Annotated in this window: 19 protein-coding genes and 1 tRNA gene; 17 read left to right on the plus strand and 3 right to left on the minus strand. The window is 70.7% G+C overall.

Features of this window, described 5'->3' with window-relative positions; translation table 11 throughout:
• Positions 1–26: 26 nt before the first annotated feature.
• From tmk to OG912_RS19010, 11 genes are all read left to right on the plus strand, one after another.
• Complete coding sequence (gene tmk / locus OG912_RS18960) at positions 27–3,311, plus strand: dTMP kinase (RefSeq protein ID WP_327710385.1); 3,285 nt, start codon at positions 27–29, stop codon at positions 3,309–3,311.
• A 260-nt stretch (positions 3,312–3,571) separates the two neighbouring features.
• Positions 3,572–4,777 carry a DNA polymerase III subunit delta' gene (locus OG912_RS18965; RefSeq protein ID WP_326737097.1) on the plus strand — a complete coding sequence of 402 codons (1,206 nt, stop codon included), beginning with the start codon at positions 3,572–3,574 and terminating at the stop codon, positions 4,775–4,777.
• 113 nt (positions 4,778–4,890) lie between these two features.
• Positions 4,891–6,441, plus strand: coding sequence for an alpha/beta hydrolase (locus tag OG912_RS18970; protein WP_327710386.1), 1,551 nt, complete (start codon positions 4,891–4,893; stop codon positions 6,439–6,441).
• Positions 6,442–6,539: 98 nt separating this feature from the next.
• A tRNA-Thr gene (locus OG912_RS18975) sits at positions 6,540–6,613 on the plus strand.
• Positions 6,614–6,880: 267 nt separating this feature from the next.
• Positions 6,881–7,078 carry a hypothetical protein gene (locus OG912_RS18980; protein WP_327710387.1) on the plus strand — a complete coding sequence of 66 codons (198 nt, stop codon included), beginning with the start codon at positions 6,881–6,883 and terminating at the stop codon, positions 7,076–7,078.
• The gene (locus tag OG912_RS18985) at positions 7,075–7,770 is read left to right on the plus strand and encodes a hypothetical protein (RefSeq protein WP_327710388.1); all 696 of its coding nucleotides are present in this window, start codon (positions 7,075–7,077) and stop codon (positions 7,768–7,770) included. Before OG912_RS18980 ends, OG912_RS18985 begins: the two co-directional genes overlap by 4 nt.
• A 517-nt stretch (positions 7,771–8,287) precedes the next feature.
• On the plus strand, positions 8,288–9,283 hold the full coding sequence (locus tag OG912_RS18990; RefSeq protein WP_327710390.1) for a SagB/ThcOx family dehydrogenase: 996 nt from the start codon (positions 8,288–8,290) through the stop codon (positions 9,281–9,283).
• 18 nt (positions 9,284–9,301) lie between these two features.
• A complete protein-coding gene (locus tag OG912_RS18995) occupies positions 9,302–10,576 on the plus strand; it encodes an MFS transporter (RefSeq protein ID WP_327710391.1) in 1,275 nt (424 codons plus the stop codon).
• Positions 10,573–11,076: a GNAT family N-acetyltransferase gene (locus tag OG912_RS19000; RefSeq protein ID WP_327710392.1), complete on the plus strand. Its 504-nt coding sequence runs from the start codon at positions 10,573–10,575 to the stop codon at positions 11,074–11,076. Before OG912_RS18995 ends, OG912_RS19000 begins: the two co-directional genes overlap by 4 nt.
• 615 nt (positions 11,077–11,691) lie before the next feature.
• A complete protein-coding gene (locus OG912_RS19005; RefSeq protein WP_443060991.1) occupies positions 11,692–12,483 on the plus strand; it encodes a TIGR03619 family F420-dependent LLM class oxidoreductase in 792 nt (263 codons plus the stop codon).
• A 329-nt stretch (positions 12,484–12,812) separates the two neighbouring features.
• Positions 12,813–13,097, plus strand: a complete 285-nt coding sequence (locus tag OG912_RS19010; protein WP_327710394.1) for a hypothetical protein — start codon at positions 12,813–12,815, stop codon at positions 13,095–13,097.
• A gap of 52 nt (positions 13,098–13,149) precedes the next feature.
• Here OG912_RS19010 and OG912_RS19015 read toward each other — a convergent pair whose 3' ends face one another.
• Positions 13,150–13,938, minus strand: coding sequence for an SDR family oxidoreductase (locus OG912_RS19015; RefSeq protein WP_327710395.1), 789 nt, complete (start codon positions 13,936–13,938; stop codon positions 13,150–13,152).
• 64 nt (positions 13,939–14,002) lie between these two features.
• Between OG912_RS19015 and OG912_RS19020 the strand changes: the two genes are divergently transcribed.
• Positions 14,003–14,236, plus strand: a complete 234-nt coding sequence (locus OG912_RS19020; protein WP_327710396.1) for a hypothetical protein — start codon at positions 14,003–14,005, stop codon at positions 14,234–14,236.
• Between the two features lie 25 nt (positions 14,237–14,261).
• Here the strand turns inward: OG912_RS19020 and OG912_RS19025 are convergent, their stop codons facing one another.
• The gene (locus tag OG912_RS19025; RefSeq protein WP_327710397.1) at positions 14,262–14,942 is read right to left on the minus strand and encodes a phosphotransferase; all 681 of its coding nucleotides are present in this window, start codon (positions 14,940–14,942) and stop codon (positions 14,262–14,264) included.
• 176 nt (positions 14,943–15,118) lie between these two features.
• On the opposite strand from OG912_RS19025, the gene OG912_RS19030 reads away from it, so the two are divergent.
• Positions 15,119–16,489: an alpha-lytic protease prodomain-containing protein gene (locus OG912_RS19030; protein WP_327710398.1), complete on the plus strand. Its 1,371-nt coding sequence runs from the start codon at positions 15,119–15,121 to the stop codon at positions 16,487–16,489.
• 48 nt (positions 16,490–16,537) lie between these two features.
• Positions 16,538–17,386 (plus strand): carbohydrate-binding protein, encoded by an 849-nt coding sequence (locus tag OG912_RS19035; RefSeq protein WP_327710399.1) that lies wholly within the window; start codon positions 16,538–16,540, stop codon positions 17,384–17,386.
• A gap of 110 nt (positions 17,387–17,496) precedes the next feature.
• On the opposite strand, the gene OG912_RS19040 is transcribed toward OG912_RS19035, so the two are convergent.
• Complete coding sequence (locus tag OG912_RS19040; protein WP_327710400.1) at positions 17,497–19,206, minus strand: bifunctional 3'-5' exonuclease/DNA polymerase; 1,710 nt, start codon at positions 19,204–19,206, stop codon at positions 17,497–17,499.
• A 115-nt stretch (positions 19,207–19,321) separates the two neighbouring features.
• On the opposite strand from OG912_RS19040, the gene OG912_RS19045 reads away from it, so the two are divergent.
• The 3 genes from OG912_RS19045 to OG912_RS19055 all read left to right on the plus strand — a co-directional run bounded on the left by OG912_RS19045 (position 19,322) and on the right by OG912_RS19055 (position 23,976).
• Positions 19,322–20,233, plus strand: a complete 912-nt coding sequence (locus tag OG912_RS19045) for an NADP-dependent oxidoreductase (RefSeq protein WP_326736981.1) — start codon at positions 19,322–19,324, stop codon at positions 20,231–20,233.
• A 266-nt stretch (positions 20,234–20,499) separates the two neighbouring features.
• Entirely contained in the window at positions 20,500–21,678 is a 1,179-nt protein-coding gene (locus tag OG912_RS19050; RefSeq protein ID WP_327710401.1) for a DUF2786 domain-containing protein, read from the plus strand.
• A gap of 150 nt (positions 21,679–21,828) precedes the next feature.
• On the plus strand, positions 21,829–23,976 hold the full coding sequence (locus OG912_RS19055) for an FUSC family protein (RefSeq protein ID WP_327710402.1): 2,148 nt from the start codon (positions 21,829–21,831) through the stop codon (positions 23,974–23,976).
• Positions 23,977–23,980: the final 4 nt, after the last annotated feature.

Here is a 23,980-nt window from a genome sequence, read left to right on the forward strand (position 1 = left end):
TGCCTCGCTCCCGATAGGCTGGGCGGATGACGCGAGCCGAGCAGCCAACGGTCGTGAGCCCCACCTCCGACACACTTGCCGCAGACTCACGCGAGCGCGCCGTACGAGCCCTGTTGCGTGTTCCCCCGCTGAAGCGGTTGTGGAGCGCCCAGCTCGTCGGCAGTACCGGCGATGCACTCGCCCTTCTCGTGCTGGTGTTGCTGTCGCTGCAAGCGGCGGTCCTAGAGGGCTCATTCGGATCCGGATACCGCGGGGCGGCCTTCGCCGTCGCCGCCGTCTTCGGGGCCCGGATTATTTCCACCCTGCTCTTCGGAGCCGTACTCCTGGGGCCGCTGACGACCCTGACGGCCCCGGGAGGGCCGCTCGACCGGCGGTGGCTGATGATCGGCGCCGACGGGCTGCGGCTCGCGCTGCTGGTCATCGCGCCCCTGTGGATCGACTGGACGCCCGACAAGGCGCTCATGATGATCCTGATCACCGTCTTCGTCACCGGTGCGGGCGAACGCCTGTGGACGATCGCGAAGGACAGCGCCGCCCCCGCGCTGCTGCCCGCCCCGCCGATCGAGGGCGCCGCGGTGCGCCCGCTGCCGGACCACCTCGACGCGCTGCGCCGGCTCTCCCTGCGTACGGACTTCGCCGCTGTTCCCGCCGCCGCGGCCGTGCTGTTGGTGGCCACGCTGATCGGCAATCTGCTGGGCTCGGGCCTGGAGTGGTTCTCCTTCCACCAGGCGGCCCTCGGCTCGTACGTCGCGGCCGGACTGTTCTCCGCCTCCATCTCCACCCTGTACTTCCTGGAACTGCCCGGTACGCCGACGCCCCGTCCGCGCTCGCCCCTGGAGGGGCTGCGCCGGCCGTCCGCAGGCAGCGGACCGGACAAGGGCCGCACCGGCGCCGTCCCGCTGATCGTCGCGACCTGCGCCGCGGTAGCCGGAGCGATCGCGGCCGCGGCCGCCGTCGCCGTACTGCACGCCGCCGACCTCGGTGGCGGCCCCGCCACCTTCGCCCTGCTGATCCTCGCCCTGACCGGCGGTACGGGCGTCGGCATCCGCACCGCGCAGAAGGTGCTGCCGACCCTGTCGCGCCGGCGGCTGCTCTCCCTGGCCACCGCCGTCACCGGAGTCGCCCTCCTGGCGATGGGCCTGGTGCCGGACACGGCGACTGTCGTCCTGATCGCCGTACTCGCCGGATACACGGCGGGTGTCGCGGCGAACACCGGCCATGTGCTCGTCGACCAGGAGACCGAGGAGTTCCGCCGGGCCCGCACCACCGAGCACCTCCAGGCCGTCGTCCGGGTCCTGATCGCGCTCGGCGCGGTCGGCGGCCCGCTGGTGGCCGCCGCCATCGGCACCCAGCGCCTGACCGCGGGCGACTTCGTCTTCGCGCACGGCGGCGCCGCCTTCACCCTGATGCTGATCGGCGCCCTGCTGCTGCCGGTCGCCGCGATCGTCCTCGCGAAGACGGACGACCGTTCCGGAGTACCGCTGCGCCGCGATCTGCGCGAGGCGCTGCGCGGCGGCGACCCGGCGGTCGCCCCCGCCGCGACCGGCTTCTTCCTCGCCCTGGAGGGCGGTGACGGAGCAGGCAAGTCCACCCAGGTCGAGGCGCTCGCCGACTGGATCCGCGCCAAGGGCCACGAGGTCGTCGTCACCCGTGAACCCGGTGCGACCCCCGTCGGCAAGCGGCTGCGCTCGATCCTGCTCGACGTGTCGTCGGCGGGGCTCTCCAACCGGGCCGAGGCCCTGCTGTACGCAGCCGACCGCGCCGAACACGTCGACTCGGTCGTGCGTCCGGCGCTGGAGCGGGGCGCGATCGTCATCTCCGACCGCTACATCGACTCGTCCGTCGCCTACCAGGGTGCGGGCCGCGATCTCGCGCCGACGGAGATCGCCCGGATCTCGCGCTGGGCGACGAGCGGGCTCGTACCGCATCTGACGGTGCTTCTGGACGTCGACCCGCAGACCGCGAGGGAACGGTTCACCGAGGCGCCCGACCGGCTCGAGTCCGAGCCGCCCGAGTTCCACGCCCGGGTGCGCTCCGGCTTCCTGACGCTGGCCGCCGCCGATCCGACGCGTTACCTGGTGGTGGACGCCGGCCAGGAACCGGAGGCGATCACCACGGTCGTACGTCACCGGCTCGACCATCTCCTTCCGCTCTCCGAGGCCGAGATCAAGGCTCGGGAAGAGGCGCGCAAGGCCGCCGAGGAAGAGGCCAGGCGCCTCGCCGAGGAGGAGGCCGCGCGCAAGGCGGAGGAGGAGCGCCTGGAGCGCGAGCGGCAGGAGCAGCTCGCCAAGCTCCGTGCCGAGGAGGAGGAGCGCAAGCGCCGCGAGGAGGAGGAAGCGCGCCGCCGCGAGGCCGAACGGCAGGCGGAAGAGGCCCGGCAGCGTGCCGAGGAGGCCCGCCGGATCGCCGAGGAGGAGCGCGCCCGGATCGAGGCCGAGGACGCGGCCCGCGAGGCCGAGCAGGCACGGTTGCGCCGCCAGGCGGAGGAAGAGGCGCGGCTGCGGCAGGAAGCCGAGGCGAAGCGTCTGGAGAAGCAGCGCAAGGCCGAGGAGGCTCTGCTCCGGGCCGAGGCGGCTCGCAGGCAGGCGGAAGCCGATGCTGCTGTGGCAGCGGAGAGCGCCCGCGCTCGGGCGGCGGCCGCGCAGGCGGTAGCCGATGCCGAGGCGGCGGAGGCGGCTGCGGCCGCGAATGCGTCGCGTGCCCAGTCCTCGCGTGCCCAGTCCTCGCCGTCCGAGTCGGACAGTGAGCTGACGGTGCCGACCCCGATCGTCAACCCGAACGAGATCACGCAGCCGGTGCCGTCCCCGGTGGATCCGCAGTCCGGCTCCGGGCGGGCACGTAGCGCGTCGCCGTCCGCGCCCTGGCCTTCCGACGAGGCCGAGACGGCGATGATCCCGAAGATCTCCGACGCCTCCGGAACCCCCGGTGCGGCGGACGAGACGGCGGTGCTTCCGCCGGTACGGGACACGGGGCGGGACACGGGGCGGAACTCCGGCCGGAACTCCGGACGCGACGCCGACCCCGCGGACCGGGTGCCTCGTGGCATCTTCCGGGACGAGCACCCGGCGGGTTCCGTGCCGGAGGGCGAGAACGAGCGCACCCGTGAGCTGCCGCAGATCACCGACCCGCATGCGGACCCGGATGCGGACCGGAGCCGGCCGGAGTCGTCCGGACGGTCGCGGCGTCCGCGCCCGGACTGGGCGGAGGAGACCCCGCTGGACGACCTGCCCACGCTGGCGGACGAGCTGCTCGGCGACCACGACGACGAGGGCCCCGAACCCAAGGGCCGGGGACGCCGCCCGCGCCGCTGACCGGGTGTGCCGAGCCGATGGTCCTGCGCGAACGAACAGGCGCAGGACCATCGTCGTCCGGCCGCCGCGCTGCCGCCGTCCGTTCCCCGGGCGGCCGGAGCCCGTCCGCCGGTCTGCCGGGATTGTCAGACCCGTCCCCCACAATGGGAAGCCGGATCGACGAACGCCACGGCGACAGCCATGACGAGAACCACACAGGGCCGCGCCGCCGTTCCACGGAACGGCGGCGCGGCCGTACACCACCGGAAGGGCGGTGACCCATGTCCGTCTGGGACGACCTGGTCGGCCAGGACCGCGTGCAGGAGCAGCTCGGCGCCGCCGCCCGGGATGCCGACGCGCTGGTCACCGCCAATTCCACGGGGCAGCCGGTGCCACCCGGTTCGAGGATGACCCACGCCTGGCTGTTCACCGGCCCCCCGGGATCCGGCCGGTCCACTGCGGCACGGGCCTTCGCCGCCGCCCTGCAGTGCACCAGTCCGGACCGCGCTCTGGGCGGGGCGCCGGGCTGCGGTTTCTGCGACGGCTGTCACACGAGCCTCATCGGTACGCATGCCGATGTCGACGTGATCCGCACCGATCTGCTCTCCATCGGTGTGAAGGAGACCCGGGAGCTGGTCCGCCGCGCCCAGCTCTCGCCGGCCGTGGGGCGCTGGCAGGTCATCGTCATGGAGGACGCCGACCGCCTCACCGAGGGCGCGGGCAATGTGCTGCTGAAGGCGGTCGAGGAGCCCGCTCCGCGCACGGTGTGGCTGCTCTGCGCACCCTCGCTGGAGGACGTGCTGCCCACGATCCGGTCCCGCTGCCGCCACCTCACCCTCCGTACCCCGTCGGTCGAAGCCGTCGCCGATGTCCTGATCCGGCGCGACGGCATCGACCCGGAGCGGGCCGCGGCCGCCTCCCGCGCCACTCAGGGGCACATCGGCAGGGCCCGCCGCCTCGCCACCGACGAGCGGGCCCGTGCCCGCAGGGCTGCCGTCCTGAAGCTGCCGTTGCGCGTCGACGACATCGGCGGCTGTCTCAAGGCCGCGCAGGAGCTGATCGACACCGCCACGGATGACGCGAAGCAGGCGGCCGAGGATGTCGACGTCAAGGAGACGGAAGACATGAAGGCCGCGCTCGGTGCCTCCGCCGGGGGGCGGATGCCGCGGGGCACGGCAGGGGTGATGAAGGAGCTGGAGGACCGGCAGAAGCGCCGTAAGACCCGTACCCAGCGCGACAGCCTCGATCTGGCGCTCACCGAGCTGACCGGGTTCTACCGCGACGTGCTCGCCATGCAGCTGGGTTCCCGGATCGCCATCGCCAATGCCGACGCCCAGGACTCCCTCGACCGCATCGCCCGCTCGTCCACACCCGAGCGCACCTTGCGCCGGATCGAGGCCGTGACCGCCTGCCGCCGGGCGCTGGACCGCAATGTGGCCCCGCTGCTCGCGGTGGAGGCGATGACGATGGCGCTGCGAGCGGGCTGAAGCCGCCGGGCACGGCTGCACGGAGGTGACCGTCGCGCAGCCGGGCTGATCGCCGAATCACCCGAAAGAGCAGGGAAACGGGCGAGTCGCCGCCCGGCGGCTACGCTCCGGACATGCACACCAGGCGCCCGCTCCGCACCCTCGCCCTTGCGCTCGGCACTGCCGGCCTCCTCATCTCCGGCTGTAGCAGTGGGAGTTCGACGACAGGCGCCTCGTCGCCCGCGCAGGCGGCCTCGGCCTCGCCCTCCGCCGTACCGGCCGCGCTGAAGCCGTACTACGCCCAGCACCTGAGCTGGCGGGACTGCGGTGTGACCGGATTCCAGTGCACCACGATGAAGGCGCCGCTCGACTACGCGAAGCCGGACGGCGGCGAGATCAAGCTGGCGGTCTCCCGCAAGAAGGCCACAGGGCCCGGCAAGAAGATCGGCTCCCTCCTGGTCAATCCGGGAGGTCCCGGCGGATCGGCCATCGGTTATCTCCAGGGCTACGCCGCGATCGGCTACCCCGCCCAGGTGCGCGCCCGCTACGACATGGTCGCCATCGACCCGCGCGGGGTGGCGCGCAGCGAACCCGTCGAATGTCTCACCGGACCGCAGATGGACGCCTACACACAGGTCGACCAGACCCCTGACGACGCGGTCGAGGTCACGAAGCTGAGCGGCGCCTTCAAGAAGTTCGCCACGGGCTGCGAGCAGCGCTCGGGCGAGATCCTGCCGCACGTCTCCACCGTGGAGACGGCCCGCGACATGGACATCCTGCGCGCGCTGCTCGGGGACGATCAACTGCACTACGTCGGTGCCTCGTACGGCACCTTCCTGGGCGCGACGTACGCCGAGCTCTTCCCCGCGCGGGCCGGCCGGCTCGTCCTCGACGGCGCGATGGACCCCTCGCTGCCGTCGGTCGACATGAACCGCGACCAGACGGCAGGCTTCGAGACCGCGTTCCAGTCCTTCGCGGCGGACTGCGTGAAGAAGGCGGACTGCCCGCTCGGCACGGTGTCCGCCGCCGACGCGGCGACCAACCTGAAGAAGCTGTTCAGCGACCTCGACGCGAAGCCGATCGCCACGGGCGAGTCCCGCAAGCTCGGCGAGTCCCTCGCCACCACGGGCGTCATCGCCGCCATGTACGACGAGACGGCCTGGCCCCAGCTCCGCGAGGCGCTCACCGGTGCGAAGGCGGGTGACGGTTCGGGGCTGCTCTCCCTGGCGGACAGCTACTACGAGCGCGAGCCGAACGGTACGTACGCGAACCTCATGTACGCCAACGCGGCGGTGAACTGCCTGGACCTCCCGCCCGCCTTCACCACCTCCGAGGCGGTCACCCAGGCCCTGCCCACCTTCGAGAAGGCCTCGCCGGTCTTCGGGAAGGGCTTCGCCTGGGCCTCCCTGAACTGCGCCTACTGGCCGGTCCCCGCCACCGGCGCCCCGCACCCCATCAAGGCGGAGGGCGCCGCCCCGATCGTGGTCGTCGGCACCACCCGGGACCCGGCGACCCCGTACAAGTGGGCGCAGTCCCTCGCCGGCCAGCTCGCCTCGGGCACGCTGCTCACCTACGAGGGCGACGGGCACACGGCGTACGGCCGCGGCAGCGACTGCATCGACACGGCGATCAACACGTACCTCCTGGAGGGCACCGCGCCGGACGACGGCAAGAAGTGCTCCTGACCTGCGACTGAGGCGTGGAAACGGGGCGGTACGGAGCACCCCTCGAAACTGTGTAGACTTGGCGACGCTGCTGATCGCATCATGGTGCGACAGGGCGCGCCGCCTTAGCTCAGTTGGCCAGAGCAACGCACTCGTAATGCGTAGGTCTCGGGTTCGAATCCCGAAGGCGGCTCCGCTTAAGCCTCAGGACTCACTCGCCGTGACCTGGGGCTTTTGCTTTTTCCGGGGCGGAATCGGGCATGGAGAGCCGCACGGCGGGGACGCCGTGGAAGTGCTTGCGTGAGCGATGCGTGAGCGGATGGGCTTGGACGAGACACACCGCTGAGCGCTGTCGCTTGCGACTGGTACTCCTTCTCGTGCTGCCCCTGGTCGACTGCGATGTATTGGACCGGGCCGTCGGCAGCTGGCTGGCCGCGAGGCGTCCTCAGGCCGGCGGACGATGCTGCGAGCGATCTCGGTGGACGGCAAGTCCCTGCGCGGGACCGCCCATGCGCATGGCCGGAAGATCCACCTGTTGGCGGCCGTCGACCACACGACCGCTGTCGTCCTGGGGCAGGTCGACGTCGAGACCAGGACGAACGAGATCACCTGCTTCCAGCTCTGCTTGACGGCACCGAGCTGGCTGGAGCGGTCGTGACCAGCGACGCAATGCACACTCGGCGCGAACACGCCGAGTATCTGATCGGCCGGGACGTCCACTACATCGTGATCGTCAAGGGCAACCAGAAGAAGCTTCGCAAGCAGATGAAGTCCCGTCCCTGGAAGCAGATCCCGCTGCAGAACCGCACCACCGAGGAGGGGCACGGCCCAGGAGAGATCCGTCGGCTCAAGGTCTGCACCGTTGCCTCACAGCTTCGGACAGGCAACGCTTCCCGCGCCATGGCCACCTGGCGCAACCGCGCCATCGGAGCCCTCCGCCTCGCCGGCTGCCGCGGCATCGCTGCCGCCCTCAGGCAAAACGCCCGCGACGCCACCCGGCCACTACGCATCGGACATTCCATGATCAGAAAGCGGTCATACCCGCTTCATGCCAAGGCTCTGCCCGCAACCCGGCCATCGCGCCGGCTTGGTTCCGCCCTGGTCGGAACGGATACCCGCGCCGCGTCTGAAGAAATAGTAAAGCCCACTGCGCATCAGAGGCTTGGAGGAGTACGGCGTAGTGATCAATATGGGTCACTACTATTAGCTTTACCCCAAGTCGGATTCGCGTCGCCCGAGTGGAAATTTTCAGGCACATGTATATCGGCGAGTAAACGTTCCTCAAAATGGGCTTGTGGATATCGAGGCGGCCGGGTGATGATCACGGTGCCGGCAGGGGTCGGCGGTTAGATCCATAGGGGGTGAAATGCATGGAGGCCACCAACGAGACCCTCGTTGCCGTGGTGGAGAACGAGGGTGATTCCCTTCTCTGCTTCGACGACATTCCCGACTAAATCTGGATCACCAGTCGGCGTCGCTGCGAGGCAGGCGCCGACTGGTTTGCCTTCACTGTTGGCCATGAATAGGCCGCCGCGTAGTTCGTCGAGGCGGAGGTGCGCGGAAGCCTCGGATCCTCCTTTCATGACCAGCCCGGTCAAGCGGTAACCGCGCGGCGGTAGGGGTTCGCTGCCCGCCTCATGCATAGTCGACGCGAGGCGGCATGATTGACGGCGGTCGTACGGATCAACTCTCTTTTCGATAGCATCGAAGACGCCACTGTCTGCACATATTCGAGACCAAAACCGGGGACTAGGTAATAACCGCCATGCGGGTCCGTGTAGTTAATCCTGTATTCCTGAGTGTGGACGGGCCTGAGATATACGCCTCGTCCCCGATCGTATCCAAGCGCGTCCGCCTCCACTCCAGGATGGCGCAACTGGTGATGTCGGCCCGAGAGCCTGCGGATCTCGAATTGCTGACCGAAGGCGACCAGGCAGTGCGCGAGGCAGCACTGAACCTGCTTTCACTCGGATTTCTCGTCGAAGCAGACGACACGGAACGCCCGACAGTACCCCCGACCCCTTGGCGGGAGTGGGGAAACCTTGCATGGCAGTTCCATACATCAATCCGTAATGCCCCGTTCGTGCGGGGAGATGAAGAGAAGATACCCGAGTACTTCAAGCGGCTTGCGGAGAGGGGGGATAAGCCTCCCAACAGCAAGCCGCACGCAGACGATGAAGAAATCGTCTACCTGCCCCGCATCTGGGTCGACATGGACATCACCTTCAAGTCCGTGCTGGAAAAGAGAAGAACCCATCGCAGCTTCAACGACGAGCCCGTGGGTCTTGACGATTTCTCCACGCTGCTTCACTACACGTTCGGTCCGTTGAGGTTCATCGAATCCGGAAGTATGGGCGTGCTTCAGTTGCGTGCCAGCGCCTCGGGCGGCGCGCGCCACGAGGCGGAAGCCTACGTAGTGATCTTCAACGTGGCCGGGCTGCAGCCGGGCGTCTACCGTTACGACGCCATCCGTCACGGCCTGGCGCCGGTGGGCGCGGAAGTGCCGCGCGCGACGATCGAGCGACTGATCCACGAACAGACCATCGCTACCGGAGCGGCGTTCTGCGTCTTCACGACGGCGGTCGCCTCTCGGATGGCATGGAAGTACCCCCATCCGAGGGCCTACAAGATTCTCCTGCAGAATGTCGGCCACCTGTCGCAGGTCTTCTCCATGACCGCGGCAGCACTGGGACTGGGTGCGGCGTTGACCGGTGCCTTCCGTGATGACGAAGTCGAGGAACTCTGCAAGCTGGACCAGGTCGACGAGTTCCCAACTTTCTTCATGGCCTGCGGCGTACCTGTTCTGCAGGACGACGGCATGCCTATTCGCTACACGGCACCCCGCCGTCCCTCGAAGCAGTAGAAAACGAAAGCAGCAGACGTGGCCGCCGGCAAGTACTCCCTCCTCCCGCTGAAGCACGCGGCTTTCAAGAACGTCGCGGTCGGCCGCTTCATCAGCTTTCTAGGGAACGGGATCGCGCCTGTCGCGCTGGCCTTTGCCGTGCTCGACCTCACCGGCTCAGCAGCGCAACTCGGGCTTTTGGTCGCCGTGCGTGCCCTTGCCAGCACAGTCGTCATGCTCTACGGCGGTGTGCTGGCGGACAGGATGCCGCGGGCCCTCCTCATGCAAGGTTCAGCACTGGCGGCCGGAGGCGTCCAAGCCGCAGCCGGCATCTCCGTCGTCTGCGGCTTCTGCTCGATGCCACTGCTGACCACCCTGGCTGCCTTGAGTGGTGCCCTCTCAGCCCTGGCGATGCCCAGCAGTATGGCGGTCGTGGCACAGACCGTCCCGAAAGACCTGCTTCCGCAAGCCAATGCCCTGCTTCGCCTATCCACGAAGCTCGCCCTTGTCATCGGTTCGTCCGTTGGTGGCCTCCTCGTGGCAGCCTGTGGTTCCGGCTGGGGTCTGATCGTGGACGCCGCCACCTATGTTCTTGCCGCTTACCTCTTCAGCCGGGTGAAAGCATCGGGTCCGGTCAAGCTCCCCAAGCGAGGCACACTCGTATCGGACCTGCGCGAAGGGTGGTCCGAATTCGTCTCACACACCTGGCTGTGGATCGTCGTCCTGCAGGCCACCATCTGGCAGGCCGTGTGGGCGGGCGCAATCCAGGTCATCGGCCCCCTCATCGCCGTGAACCACATCGGCGAGGCGGCCTGGGGATTTGTCCTAGCCTCCTACGCTGCGGGAACCATTGTCGGCGGCTTGGTCGCCCTGCGCTGGAGACCCGAACGGGGAGTGGCGACAGGCGTCGCCATGACGGCAGTCAGCGGAGTCCTTCCTCTCACACTCGCCTTCAGCAGCCACCCGCCGGTGCTGATAGCCGCCGGCTTTCTCGCCGGCCTGTCGATGGAACAGGTCATGGTCGCCTCGAGCACGGCTGTTCAAAGCACCATCCCCCCAGCAAGGCTCGCCCGTGTCGCCTCGTTCCAGATCATCGGATCCTCGGCTGCGGTCCCTCTCGGGCAAGCACTCGCCGGACCACTGGCGAACAGCGTGGGAACGCGAAACCTTCTCATCGGCGGTGGGCTGATCATCGTCCTGGCCGCAACCTGCTCAGTCTCCAGCCGCAGCGTACGAGATGTGCGTACCACCCAAAGGCGGCAGGCAGTACCGGCGACCGTCAATGACAAGCCAGCCACCGAGAGGACACCATGACTGGCAACACCACTGGGCTCATCCTGATCCCGATGACGCTGCAGGACTACAGCGTCTATGTCCCTTACGTCGTCGCGGACTACGCAACCCGCACCATGGCCGCAGGTGTGGTGTCCCTCGAAGACGCGGAGGCCCGCGCCCACAAGGAGTTTTCCAGGCTCCTCCCCAACGGACTCGACACACCCGACAACATGCTCTGCACGATCGGCGTGGAAGAAGAAGAGAATCCCGTCGGGCGGCTCTGGTACGCGCTCCGCGGCGCGGGCGAAAGCCGCTATGCCATGATCCTCAATGTGGAAGTGGACGTTGAGTACCGCGGCCGTGGGTACGGCAAGGCAGTCATGCAGGCATGTGCGGTATCTGCTCGCGCACAGGGGGCCAGGAACCTGAGGATCAACCTGCTGGGCGAAGACATCGGCAACAAGAAGCTGTACGAGGCTCTCGGCATGACCGAGATGAGTGTGCTGATGAACTGGAACCTCACCACGGCCGACTCCTGACCGGCTTTGTTCACCTTCTCGTGGACACAGCCGCCGAGACGGGCTCATCGATCCACGCAAGGCAGCCATTTGAGGTTCCCCAGAGATGCCGAGGTGGGTGACAGAGGGGCAGATGGGTCCTATGAGAGGAACATCGACTATGGCTGCCCCCAGGAAGTACTCGCTGGAGTTGCGTGAGCGTGCGGTGCGGATGTATCGCACTTCGGATCCGAAACCGCAGATCAAGAACTCGCCGTCGACCTCGGCGTCCACCCCGAGGCTCTGCGTGGCTGGATTCGGCGGCCGAGGCGGATGCCGGAGCGTGATGACCGGCTGAGCACCGACGAACACGCCGAGTTGGTGGCCCTGCACAAGGAGAAGATCACCTGGTCGGTGAGAGGGAAGAAACTCGCTCGGCTTCCGACTTGGCCTTGCCCCAAGGGATTCTGACGCCAAGCCGGTGTGCGGCACCGGGTGGGTTCCGCTCAGCGGGATCGTGCGGGGAGACGCCGCCGGCTGCGGATAATCTCCCGCCGTCAACGGACTGTCGAAGGTGGTCTCACCCATGAAGTTCACGATCGCGATGGCCATGATTCCGCTGGACCAGCTCGTCCCGCTGGCGAGGACGGCCGAGGAGTGCGCATTTTCTGCCGTAGCGCTGCCGGACTCGGTGTTCTTCTCGGAGCGTGCCGCGGCGGAGACCCCTATACGTCCGACGGGCGGCGGATGTGGAACGAGGAGACTCCGTTCGACGACCCGCTGATCGCAGCCGCCGCGATGGGTGCCGTCACCGAGTCCCTCGTCTTCCGGACGAACGTGCTGAAGCTCGGCTCCCGTAACCCGCTGCTGCTGGCCAGGCAGGTCGGCACGGTCGCGAACCTCACCCGAGGACGGTTCGAGCTGGGTGTCGGGGTCGGCTGGGCGCCCGAGGAGTTCGAGTGGTGCGGGGTGCCGTACCGGCGCAGGGGTGCGCGGGTCGACGAGATGATCGAGGTGATCAGACTCGTCCTCGGTGGTGGCATGGTCGAGTACCACGGCGAGTTCTACGACTTCGACAGGCTCCGGATGAGTCCCGCTCCACAGCGCGAGATCCCCATCGTCGTCGGCGGCCACACGGAGGCGGCGCTGCGGCGGGCGGCCCGGATCGGCGACGGGTGGACCTCGGCGCTGATGCCGTTCGACGAGTTGGTCACGACCGTGGCGCGACTGCACGAGCTGCGCGCGGAGTTCGGTACCGCCGACCGGCCGTTCGATATCCAGGCGTCCGGCGCCGACCGTCAGGGAGTCGACGGCTATGCGCAGTTGGAGGCCACGGGTGTCACCAACGCTACGGTGATGCCCTGGGCGATGAAGGGGCTGGCGATGGACTGCCCGGTGGAGGCGAAGCAGGACGCCCTCAGGGAGTTCGCGGCCGAGTACATGGGGTGATCCGGGACGGCCGCGGTCCGGCGCTTCCGTCGGGCCGCGGGGCACCCGTACGTCCGGCGTGGGAGACACGCCGGACGCGGAGACGGAACCCGTAGTCAGTCCGACCCTTCGGCCGCATCCGGTCCGGTGATGCCCCGGGTGAGCGCGTCGGCGGTGAAGGCGATGAGGTCCGACGGATCGCCGGTGCGGGGCCCAGTTGTTGGCCGCAAGTTCCGGCCGCGGGCCAACGAAATCGTGGACTGGGGCCAGGACTTCTTCCAGAACGCCGGTGGCGATCCGACGATCTTCCACTCCACGGGTACTGGAAGCTCGCGCAGGATGAGGCGTGGGTGATCGAGACCGAGGTGCCGGACTGCGAATACTTCAACTTCGTACTGCAGAACTTCTGGGTGGAGTCCCTCGATTACCACCGCACCAACATCTACATCAACGACCACACGGCCGAACTCAACGACGACGGCACCCTGACCATCGTGGTGGCGGTGAAGGACCCGGGCCACGGCAACTGGATCGACACCGACGGACACCGTGAGGGCACCTTCGCGATGCGCTGGATCAAGGCCGACTCGCACCCGATCCCGACGTCGAAGGTCGTGAAGGTCATCGACGAGTAGGTCCTGCGGGCGCGGGGAGGAAGAGCCCTCCGGGTGCGGTCCGGGCGGCGGGTCAGGCCGATCCGCCGTTGCTCTTCAGCAGCTGGCCGTTGACCCACTGGCCCTGCGGCGAGCAGAGGAAGTCCACCAGGTGCGCGGTGTCCTGCGGGGTGCCGAGCCGGCCAAGCGGGGTGTCGCGTACGAGGATCGGGGACAGCTCCTCGTCGATCCATCCGGTGTCCACGGGCCCCGGGTTGATGACGTTGGCCGTGATCCCCAGGTGCGCCAGCTCGTGGGCGGCGGCCAGGGTGATGCGGTCCAGGGCGCCCTTGCTTGCGCCGTACGGGACGTTGCCGGCCGTGTGGTCGCTGGTGAGGGCGACGATCCGGCCGGACCCGGGTGCGGCACGGAAGCGGAGCCCGTACTCCCGGATCAGCAGCCAGGTGGCGCGGGCGTTTACGGCGAAGTGCCGGTCGAAGCTCTCGACGGTGGTGTCGAGGAGGCCGGAGTCGACCGACTCGGCATGGCTCAGGACGAGCGCGGTGACCGGCCCGATCCGGCGTTCGGCCTCGTCGAAGATGCGGGCCGGGGCGTCGGGGTCGACCAGGTCGGCCTCGATCGCGGCCGTGCGCGCGCCCCGGCCGACGAGGGATTCCGTGATGGCCTCGGACGCGCCCTGCTCCACGCCCCAGGCCATGCGCCGGTCGTACGGCGTCCAGTAGGTGAAGGCGATGTCCCAGCCGGAGGAGGCCAGTTGGCGGGCGATGCCCGCGCCGATGCCGATCGTGCGGCCGACGCCGGTGATGAGCGCGAGGGGGCGGGGCGGCACGGCGGGCTGAGTGCTCTGTTCGGCTGTGGTCACAGCGTGGAATCCTGCGTCATGGGTGCGCGTCCCGGCAATGCATTTGGAATGCCGGGGTGGCGGGGTGGCGGGGCGTCAGGAAGCCGTGGATGCCCTGCGGCGCAGCAGGGCGGCGCGCACTTGCGACGCCTCAGCCCCGCAGGTACGCCGGCACCCGGCGGTTCGTGGTGTCGTCCAGCGACAGGTCGAGCGTGCCGAGGATGCTGCCGAAGTGCTCCTGGCCGTGGTCTTCGCGGTGCTGCCCGCCTCGCTCGCGATGCGCACCAGGCCGGTCGAAATCGCCGGTGCGCGTGCGTAGTTCGGGTGGTCCGGCAGGCAGGGACTCAGCGTGAGAGTGAGGCGACCAGGGCCTCCGCATCGCCGATGAGTTCCAGTTCGGCCGGGCTCATCGTCGGATTGACCGCGCGGCGGGCCGCCGCGTCGGCGAGGTGGCGGGCCGGGATGCCGCCGTCCGCCGCGAGGCGCGGCATCAGCGCGGTGAGCAGCTCGCGTCCGCCGTCCGCCGCCGGGTTGTCCGGATCGACCGCCACCTGGGCCAGCATCAGCGCCGACATGGCCCGGTCCAGGGCGGGCGGGCCCTCCTCGGTGTTGCTCCAGTCGATCACCACCGGGCCGTCGGCCGTCAGGATCACGTTGTCCGGATGCAGGTCGAGGTGGAGGATCCGGTCCTCGGGATCCGGCGAGAGCCGGGCCGGGACGGTGTGCAGTTCGGCGAGCAGACGGGCGAGCAGGGCGGAGCCGTCGGCGGCGTCGATGTCGCCGCTGAGCAGGGACTCCAGCATGGTGGGACCGGTCAGCCGCTGCAGGACCAGATCGCCGGGTCCGGCCGACGGGGGCTGCGGGCCGAGCCGGGGCACCGGGTACCCCGAGGCCGATAGGTAGGACATGACAGGCAGTTCGGGGGCGGCGTCCAGCCCGCAACGGTAGCGGCGCAGGACCCATGCCTCGTCCAGTTCGTATACGTCGGCGTCACGTCCACTGCCCAGCAACTGGCCTATTCGCATGGGTGGAATCTACTCGTGACGGGCGCCCACGGGGAGACCGTTCGTGCGTGTCTCCCTGTATCGCCGCCGGTCACGACAGCCCCATAACGCGATGCGATGGGGTGGACGGGATCTCCTGGAGGTGATGTGTACGCGGCTACGTTGACGGCAATTCCCCCGAATCCAAGGAGAGTTCCATGGAGAGATCCATGCTCCGCAGGCGTGCACTGGCCGCGTGTGCCGCCACCGTGGCCGTCGGCGCGCTCGGGCTGGCCGGACTGACCGGCACCGCGTCCGCCGATCCTTCCCCCCGCCTGCCCGCCGCCGGGGCGGAGCAGCTTTCGCCCGGCCTGCTGAAGGCCATGCAGCGCGATCTCGGACTCACCGCCGACCAGGCGGGCGAACGGATCGGCAACGAGTCCCGTGCGGTGGCCGTGGCCGCCGGGCTGCAGGGTTCACTCGGCCATGGCTTCGCCGGGGCCCGGGTGAGCGGCGAGACGGCGGAGTTGACCGTCGCCACGACCGACGCGGCGGACACCGGCCGGATCGCGGAGGCCGGCGCCAGGCCCGTCGTCGTCGACCACAGCCTGGCCGAACTCACCGCCGCCAAGGCCGCCCTCGACCGGGTGGCGTTGCGCAGGGCGCCGAAGGACGTGCCCGCCTGGTACGTCGATGTCGCCACCAATCGCGTGGTCGTGCAGGCCGGCCGGGGCGCCGCCGCCGAGACCTTCCTCGCCGCGGCCGGTGTCGCCCACGATCTGGTGACGATCGTTCAATCCATGGACGTGCCACGGACGTTCGCCGATCTGCGCGGCGGTGACGCGTACTACATGAACGGTTCCGGGCGCTGCTCCATCGGCTTCCCCGTCAAGCGCGGCACCCAGGGCGGCTTCGTCAGCGCCGGGCACTGCGGAACCCCGGGTGTCAGCACGAGCGGTTACAACCAGCAGGCCCAGGGCTCCTTCCAGGGCTCCACCTTCCCCGGCCGCGACTACTCCTGGGTCGCCGCGAACACCAGCTGGACCCCGCGCCCGCTCGTGAACGGCTACGGCAACGGCGATGTGACGGTCACCGGGTCGACCGAGGCGCTGGAGGGGTCGTCGGTCTGCCGCTCCGGCTCCACGACCGGCTGGCACTGCGGCACGGTCCAGCAGCGCAACAGCAGCGTCACCTATCAGGAGGGCACCGTCTCCGGGGTGACCCGTACCAACGTATGTGCCGAACCGGGCGACTCCGGCGGCTCGTTCGTCTCCGGCAGCCAGGCCCAGGGCGTCACCTCCGGCGGCACCGGCAACTGCTCCCAGGGCGGTACGACGTACTTCCAGCCGGTGAACCCGGCGCTCCAGGCGTACGGACTGAACCTGGTCACCAGCGGCACCCCGACCGATCCGCCGACCGACCCGACGGATCCGCCGACCGATCCGGGCGGAACCTGGACGGCCGGCACGGCATACGCCGCCGGTGACGTCGTGACCTACGGCTCCGGCAGTTACCGCTGCCTCCAGGGACACCTGGCACAGCCCGGCTGGACACCCCCGAACGTCCCCGCGCTCTGGCAGGCCCTGTAGCCGGCCCGCTTCGCACGTGCCCTTCCCCACCACCCCGAGGAAGCAGCCATGACCCCCGACCCGACTGCCGGATCCGCCGGTGACCGGTCCATCAGCCGCAAGACCCTCCTCAAGGCCGCCCTGGTCGCGACCGCCGTCCCGCTGCTCGCCGGGGGCGGGGTCGCGCTGGCGCGGGACGCCGGTTCGGCCGGAGTGCCGCTCGCCCCGACGCCGGACTGCGACGACGGCGACGGCCCCACGCACGACCAGATGGAGGGCCCGTACTTCAAGCCCGACTCCCCGCTCCGCACCAGCCTGGTGACCGCCGGCACCCCCGGTGTCCCGCTCACGGTCAGCGGTTACGTCTTCGGCCGCGCGTGCCGGCCCGTCCCCGGAGTGCTGCTCGACTTCTGGCAGGCCGACACCAACGGCGCGTACGACATGAGCGGTTACGCCTTCCGAGGCCATCAGTTCACCGATCGGTCCGGCGCCTTCACGCTCACCACGGTCGTGGCGGGGCTGTATCCCGGCCGCACCCGGCACATCCACGTGAAGGCCCAGGCACCCGGCTCGGGCATCCTCACCACACAGCTGTACTTCCCGGGCGAACCCCGCAACAACACCGACACCCTGTACGACCCGGCGCTCCTGATGAACGTCCGGTCCGTGGGCTCGGGGAAGGAGGGGACCTTCGACTTCGTCCTCGACGTCGCCCAGGACCCGACGGACCCGACCGATCCCCCGACGGACCCGACCGACCCGCCGACCGGGCCGGGTGGCAGCTGGGCCGTCGGGACGCTCTACAACGCGGGCGACCGCGTCACGTACGGCGGGGGCACCTACCGCTGTCTGCAGGCTCACACCGCCCTGACCGGCTGGGAGCCGCCGAACGTCCCCGCGCTGTGGGAGCGCGGGTAGACGGGCGGACAGGCGGGGTACCACCGCTGCGCGCACACCCCGGGTCTCCTCCCGGGGTGTGCGCCGCGCCCGTCCCGTCGCGGGAGGGCTGAACAGGGTGACTGGTCAGGTCACTTCGCGTCCGCATACCGCTCCACCACCGCCGTGGTGAACGGGAAGCGCACCGGTGTCTCACCGAAGGCGGTCCGCCCGGCCAGTTCACCGGCCGCCCGGATCGCCTCCACGACGGTCCCGGCCTCCTCCTCGGGACAGTGCACGATCACCTCGTCGTGCTGGAAGAAGACCAGCTCGGCCCGGAGCCCGGCTGCCGCCATCGACTGCCGCAGCGCGGCGAGGAGCAGCAGCGCCCAGTCGGCGGCACTGCCCTGCACCACGAAGTTACGGGTGAAGCGGCCACGCGCACGGGCGTTGGAGGAGGCGTAACCCGGAGTGAACCCGCCGTCCGACCCTTCCGCACCGCCGGTCGCCGGATGCTCGTTCTCCTGCGGGATGCCGGCCTCCCCGTCGTCCCCGTGGCCCGCGGCGGGCGGGCTGGTCCGGCCCAGCCAGGTCCGTACGAGACGGCCCTCCTCGCCGGCCTTCGCGGCGTCGTCCACATAGGCGACCGCGTGCGGGAACCTCCGGCGCAGGGCCGCCAGATTCTTCAGGCCGTCCCCCGACGTCTGGCCGTAGACCGCGCCGAGCAGGGCGATCTTGGCGTGGTCGCGGTCGCCGTGGAAGGCGCGGTCGGAGAGCGCGGTGTAGAGGTCGCCGTCATGACCGGCCACCTCCATCAGGCCCCGGTCGCGGGAGATCGCGGCCAGCACCCGCGGCTCCATCTGGTCGGCGTCCGCGACGACGAGGCGCCAGCCCTCGTCGGCGACCACCGCCCGCCGGATCACCTTGGGGATCTGCAGCGCACCGCCGCCGTTGGTCGTCCAGCGGCCGCTGACCGTGCCGCCCGGCTGGTACTCGGGGCGGAAGCGGCCGTCGCGCACCCAGTCCTGGAGCCAGCTCCAGCCGTGGGCCGTCCAGATCCGGTACAGCTTCTTGTACTGGATGAGGGGCCGCACCGCCGGATGGTCCAGCTCCTCCAGCTCCCAGCGGCGGGTCGACCGCACCTTGATACCGGCCTGCGCGAAGGCCTTCACCACATCGGCGGGCAGATCCGGGCGGACCCGGCGGCCGAACGCGGCGGAGACCTCGTCCGCCAGCTCGGCCAGCTTCCGGGGCTCGCCGCCGCCCGCGTACCGCTCGCCGAGGAGCTCGTGCAGCAGCTCGCGGTGGACGTCGGCCCGCCAGGGCAGGCCCGAGCGGTTCATCTCGGCGGCGACCAGCATGCCGGCGGACTCGGCGGCCGTCAGCAGGCTCATCCGGCCCGGCCGGTCGGTGGCGTCGTGGCGGGCGAGCTGGTCCGCGTACACCCGGAGGAGGGCGTCGAACGGCAGGTCCGTCCCGGACTGCGGCTCGAACAGGGAGGACTGGGAGCCCGGTACGGCGGAGCGGGGCGGCGGGTCGGGCGGCACCGGGCCGTGCAGCAGACGGGCGTGGGCGGCAGCGGCGGAGCGGGGTTCGCCGAGCCGGCCCTCGTGCCCCAGCAGGAGGGATTCGGCGACCTCGATGTCGTAACACCGCGCGACCGGGACCCCGGCGGCCAGCAGCCGGGGGTAGACCTCGGCCGTCGAACGCCACACCCAGCGGGTGACATCGGGCCGGGAGCGGACGGCCTCGACCAGGTCCGGCTCGGTCACGACCGGGGCGGTGGGCCGGCCGGTGCGGTCCAGCGGGGCGAGGCGCGCGCCGCCGCTCTCCGTGACGGCCAGCGCCCAGCGTTCGGTCATATGGCCGAGTCTGGCACCCGGCACTGACAACGCAGCGTCGGGCGCGGGGCGGCACCGGCTGAAAGGATCGGAGGGCGGCTCATCCACCGCGGAGAACGAGGAGGCAGACGACACGATGGAAGCGATCGTTTTCGAGGAGTTCGGCGGGCCCGAGGTGCTGCATCCGGCCCGGGTCGAGGACCCGCATCCCGGTCCCGGGCAGGTGCGGGTGAAGGTCCGGGCCGCCGCGGTCAACCCGATGGACTACAAGATCCGGCGCGGCTGGATGGAGGACGTGTTCCCGACCTCGCTCCCGGCGATTCCCGGCGTCGAGTTCGCCGGGGTGGTCGATGTGACCGGTGAGGGAGTCACCGATGTGGCGGTGGGCGACGAGGTGCTGGGCTGGAGCGCCACCGGTTCCTACGCCGAGTACGCCCTGGCCGACGCCGCTCTCGTCGCCCGCAAGCCCGCGGAGCTGAGCTGGCCGGACGCGGCAGCCCTGACCATCGCGTCGAACACCGCGCAGCGCGTCCTGGACGAACTCGCCCTGGAGGCGGGGGAGACCCTGCTGCTGCACGGGGCGGCGGGAGCCGTCGGATCGGCCGCGGTCCAGCTGGCGGTGGCCCGTGGCGCGACCGTGATCGGCACGGCGTCCCCGGGCAACCACGACTACCTGCGGGTGCTCGGCGCCACTCCGGTGGAGTACGGGGACGGGCTGGTCGGCCGGGTGCGCGAGCTCGCTCCCCAGGGTGTGGACGCGGTCTTCGACGCGTCGGGGCGCGGCGCGCTGCCGGACTCCATCGAGCTGCGCGGCTCCACCACCGACCGGATCGTCACGATCGCCGACCCGGAGGCGGCGAAGTACGGCGTGTCCTTCTCCGGCGGTGGCTCCCGGTCCAGGGAACAGCTGGCCGAGCACGCCCGCCGCGCGGCCGACGGTGAGCTGAGGGTGCCCGTCGCCGAGACGTTCCCGCTCACCGAGGCGGCCAGGGCGCAGGAACTGAGCGAGGCGGGGCACGTACGGGGGAAGGTCGTCCTGCTGCCGTGACGGGAGGCGGGCCGGGATCCGGTGTGTGCGGGTGTTGCGGTCGGTGAAAGTTATCCACAGGGTGTGGATGAATTCTGTCGAGCCTGCCACGTGGATCCCGCCGGGCCCGCCATGTGGATCCTGCCGAGCCCGCCACGTGGATCTCGCCGAGCCCGCCACGTGTATCCCGCCGGGCCCGCCATGTGGATCCTGCCGGTCCAGCCGTGTGAGCCCCGTCGAGCCCGCCGCGTGAATTGCGCCGAGCCCGCCACGCCTACCCTGACCTCATGGAACCGGTGATCGACCAGGCCTTCGCGGCTGCCCTGTACTCGGACGGCGACGACGGCCTCGACACCGGCGCGTCCCTCCTCGCCGCCGACCCGGCGTCCGACGCGGAGCTGCTGCGCCGCGGCGAGGAGTTCGTCAGGCGCGCCTGGGGCCGTGGCTGGCTGCCCGCCGATCTCGTGCGCATCGTCCGCCGCGAACTCGACGAGCACGCGGCCGGTCTGGCCGCCGGGCTGATCGGCTCGGAGGTCCGGCGCTACGAGACGCTGCCGCCCCGCTGGCAGGGGCAGCTGGACGAGCTGCCCGCGGCGCCGCCGGCGGGGCGGCCGGACCGTTTCTCGTACTCCTCCGCAGTCCTGGGGCTCTACCGGCTGCTGCTCCGGCTGCCCGCGATCGAACCCGTAGGGCCCCCGCCCGGCGCCTTGCGCGACACCCTGCATCTGCCGCCCGCGCACGACGAGCCGCGCATGCTGACCCGGATCCGGGCGCTGCTGGCCAAGGCCGAGGCGACCGGATTTCCCGAAGAGGCCGAGGCGCTCACCACCAAGGCGCAGGAGCTGATGGCCCGGCACAGCATCGACGAGGCCCTGCTGGCGGCCCGTACGCACAGCGACAGCGTGCCGGGCGCCTGCCGGATCGGGGTGGACGCCCCGTACGAGACGGCCAAGGCGATCCTGCTCGACGCCGTCGCCTCGGCGAACCGCTGCCGGGCCGTGTGGAACGGCGACCTCGGCTTCTCGACCGTGATCGGATTCGAGCCGGACCTGGAGGCCGTGGAGCTGCTCCACACCTCTCTGCTGGTGCAGGGCACGGCGGCGATGACCCGGGCCGAAGCGGGCCAGCGGGCCGGCGGCCGGAAGCGGACCAAGACCTTCCGGCAGTCCTTCCTGATGGCCTACGCCCAGCGGCTGGGCCGCCGGCTGGCTGACGGCACCGCCCGCGCCACCGCCGAGGCCGACGCCGAGGAGGGCACGGCCGGTGCACCGTCCGCCGGGGCGGCGGGCCTGCTGCCCGTGCTGGCCGCCCGGGACGTGGCGGTCACGGACACCGCCGAGAAGATGTTCCCCGAGACCACGACCACCCGGGTCCGAGGTGCCACGGACCTGGACGGCTGGACCCATGGGACGGCCGCGGCGGACCGGGCCAGGATGGGCGGGCGCACGCCGGAGATCTCCGGCTGAGACCGGCGGCCTGCCCCGGTGGCCTCTCCGGGCCGGGTGGGTCCGGGGCGGGGGTGCTGCGGGTCCCGGCCGGGCTCGCAGCAGGTCCACGAGCCGGGAAGCCGGACCCGACAACTCGGGCATATCGGTAAATCCGGTTAGGCTCTGGGCATGAGCTGGCTCCGGGCGCTGAGGGAGACCGCCCGCTCGGGGCTGACGATCGAGAGGACGCGTCTCGAACCGCTGATCGCCATCCGCGGCGCGGCCGGTCTCGCCCTGGTGATCGGGGTGAGCCTCGCCCTCTTCGGGCCGGTGGTCGCCGCCAGCTCCGCGTTCGGCGCGTACCAGGCGGCGATCGCCACCTTCCAGCGCAGCTGGCGCCCCCGCCCGGTGCTCGCCCTGGTCTCCGGCTTCAGCCTCGGCGTATCGACGTTCCTCGGCTACGTCACCGGCTCCCATCTCTCGCTCTTCATGGTCCTGCTGGTGCTCTGGACCTTCCTTGCCGGGCTGGCCTGGGCGGCGGGTCCGACGGCCGGCATCATCGCCGCGTCCAACGTCGCGATCATGCTGGTGACGGTCACCCTGCCCACATCCGTCGCCGAGGCCGCCCTGCACGCCCTGATGATCACCTTCGGCGGGGTGGTCCAGGCCGCGCTGATCGTGATGTTCCCGGTCCGCAGATGGGGCGCCCAGCGAGACGCCCTGGCCGACGCGCTGGCCGCCGAGGCCGACTATGCCCGCAGGCTGCGCCACGACCCGGTCGCCCCCTTCGACCCGGTCCCCCTGATGGAGGCCCGCAGAGCCGCCGCCGTCACCGAGCGCCAGGCCCGCCGCCGCCCCGCCGAACTGCACGGCTCACGCGGGGCCGCCGAGCGCATCAGGCCGGTCCTCGCCTCACTCGCGGACCCGGCGATGGGCGTCCCGTCCGAGGGCCCCGAACGCGACCGGGTCCGCGAGCTCCTCGCCGCCGCCGGCTCCCTGCTCGACGCGGCCGCGCGGGCGATCCGCCACGGCGATCCGGTGCGGCTCCCCGGACCCGCCGTCGCCGCGCTGAAGACCCCCGACACCGGCGCGCTGTTCACCGGCCCCCCGCTCCGCGCGGCCGACCGGCTGGCCGCCCTGCTCTCCGACGTCATCGAGGCCGCCGAGGGCGACGGCACCAAGGAGGAGCGGGCCGAGGTCGAGGAGGCCGCCGACGCCATCGAGGCAGGGCGGGGCGGCAGGGTCCCCGCCGAGCACCACCGACGGCCCACCCTGCTGCGGCTGATCCCGGTGGTGCTCGGGTCGATGCGCCGCGAACTGCACCACGGCTCCCCGATCCTGCGGCACGCGATCCGGATCTCCGTCGTCGCCGCGGTCGGCTACCTGCTGGGTCTGGCACTGCCGTACGGGCACGGCTACTGGGTGCCGATGGCGGCCGTCATGGTGATGCGGCCGGAGTTCTCCCGGACGTACGAACGGTCCGTGGCGCGCTTCGGCGGCACCGTCGTCGGGGTCTTCGTCGCCAGCGTGATCGTCCAGGTCGCCGCCCCGCACGCGGGGCTGTCCGCCGTGCTTGCCGTGGCCTGCGCCCTGCTGATGTACCTGCTGATGCGCACCGGCTACGCCGTCGGCCAGGCCTGCGTCGCCGCGTATGTGGTCTTCCTGCTCGGCATGGCCGGCGACGACCTGTCGCAGACCGTCTTCGAGCGGGTCTTCCTGACCCTGCTCGGCGGTCTGCTCGCCATGATCTCGTACGCCGTCTACCCGGCCTGGGAGACCCCGCGGCTGCGCGGCCGGCTCGGCGACTGGCTGAAGGAGGACGGCCGTTACGCCGCCTCGGTCGTCGACCAGTACGCCGATCCGGCCGACCGCGGCCACGACGACGTCCGCCAGGCCCTGCTCGCCACCCGGAACGCCCGCGTCGCCTGGCAGGAGGCGGTGGCCACCGCGCAGCATGAACCGGTACGCCACCGCGGCCTGTCGCGCGCCGCCGCCGACGACACCCAGCACGCGCTCGCCCAGCTCGGCCGGGTCGCGATGCTGATGGAGGCGCACCTGCCGGAGGGCGGCGCCACTCCCGTACCAGCGGCTGCCCCGCTCGCCGAGGCGCTGCGCCGGGCCACCGAACAGGGGGCGAAAGCGGTGCGGGAGCGGCGCGTACCCGACTGGACGGCGGTGCGGGAGGCACTGGAGAAGTGGGACGAGGAGGAGCGGATGCGCGAAGGGAAGTCGGACCCCGTCGTGCGGAACGGGGCCGACCTCCTGCTCGAAGCCCTGGAGGAGTTCTCCCAGGGCCTGGACACCGGCTCGCGGTCCCGTGGATCCGACGACGACTGAGGCG

Origin of the sequence: Streptomyces sp. NBC_00464 (genome assembly GCF_036013915.1) — a bacterium.
Lineage (GTDB): Bacteria > Actinomycetota > Actinomycetes > Streptomycetales > Streptomycetaceae > Streptomyces.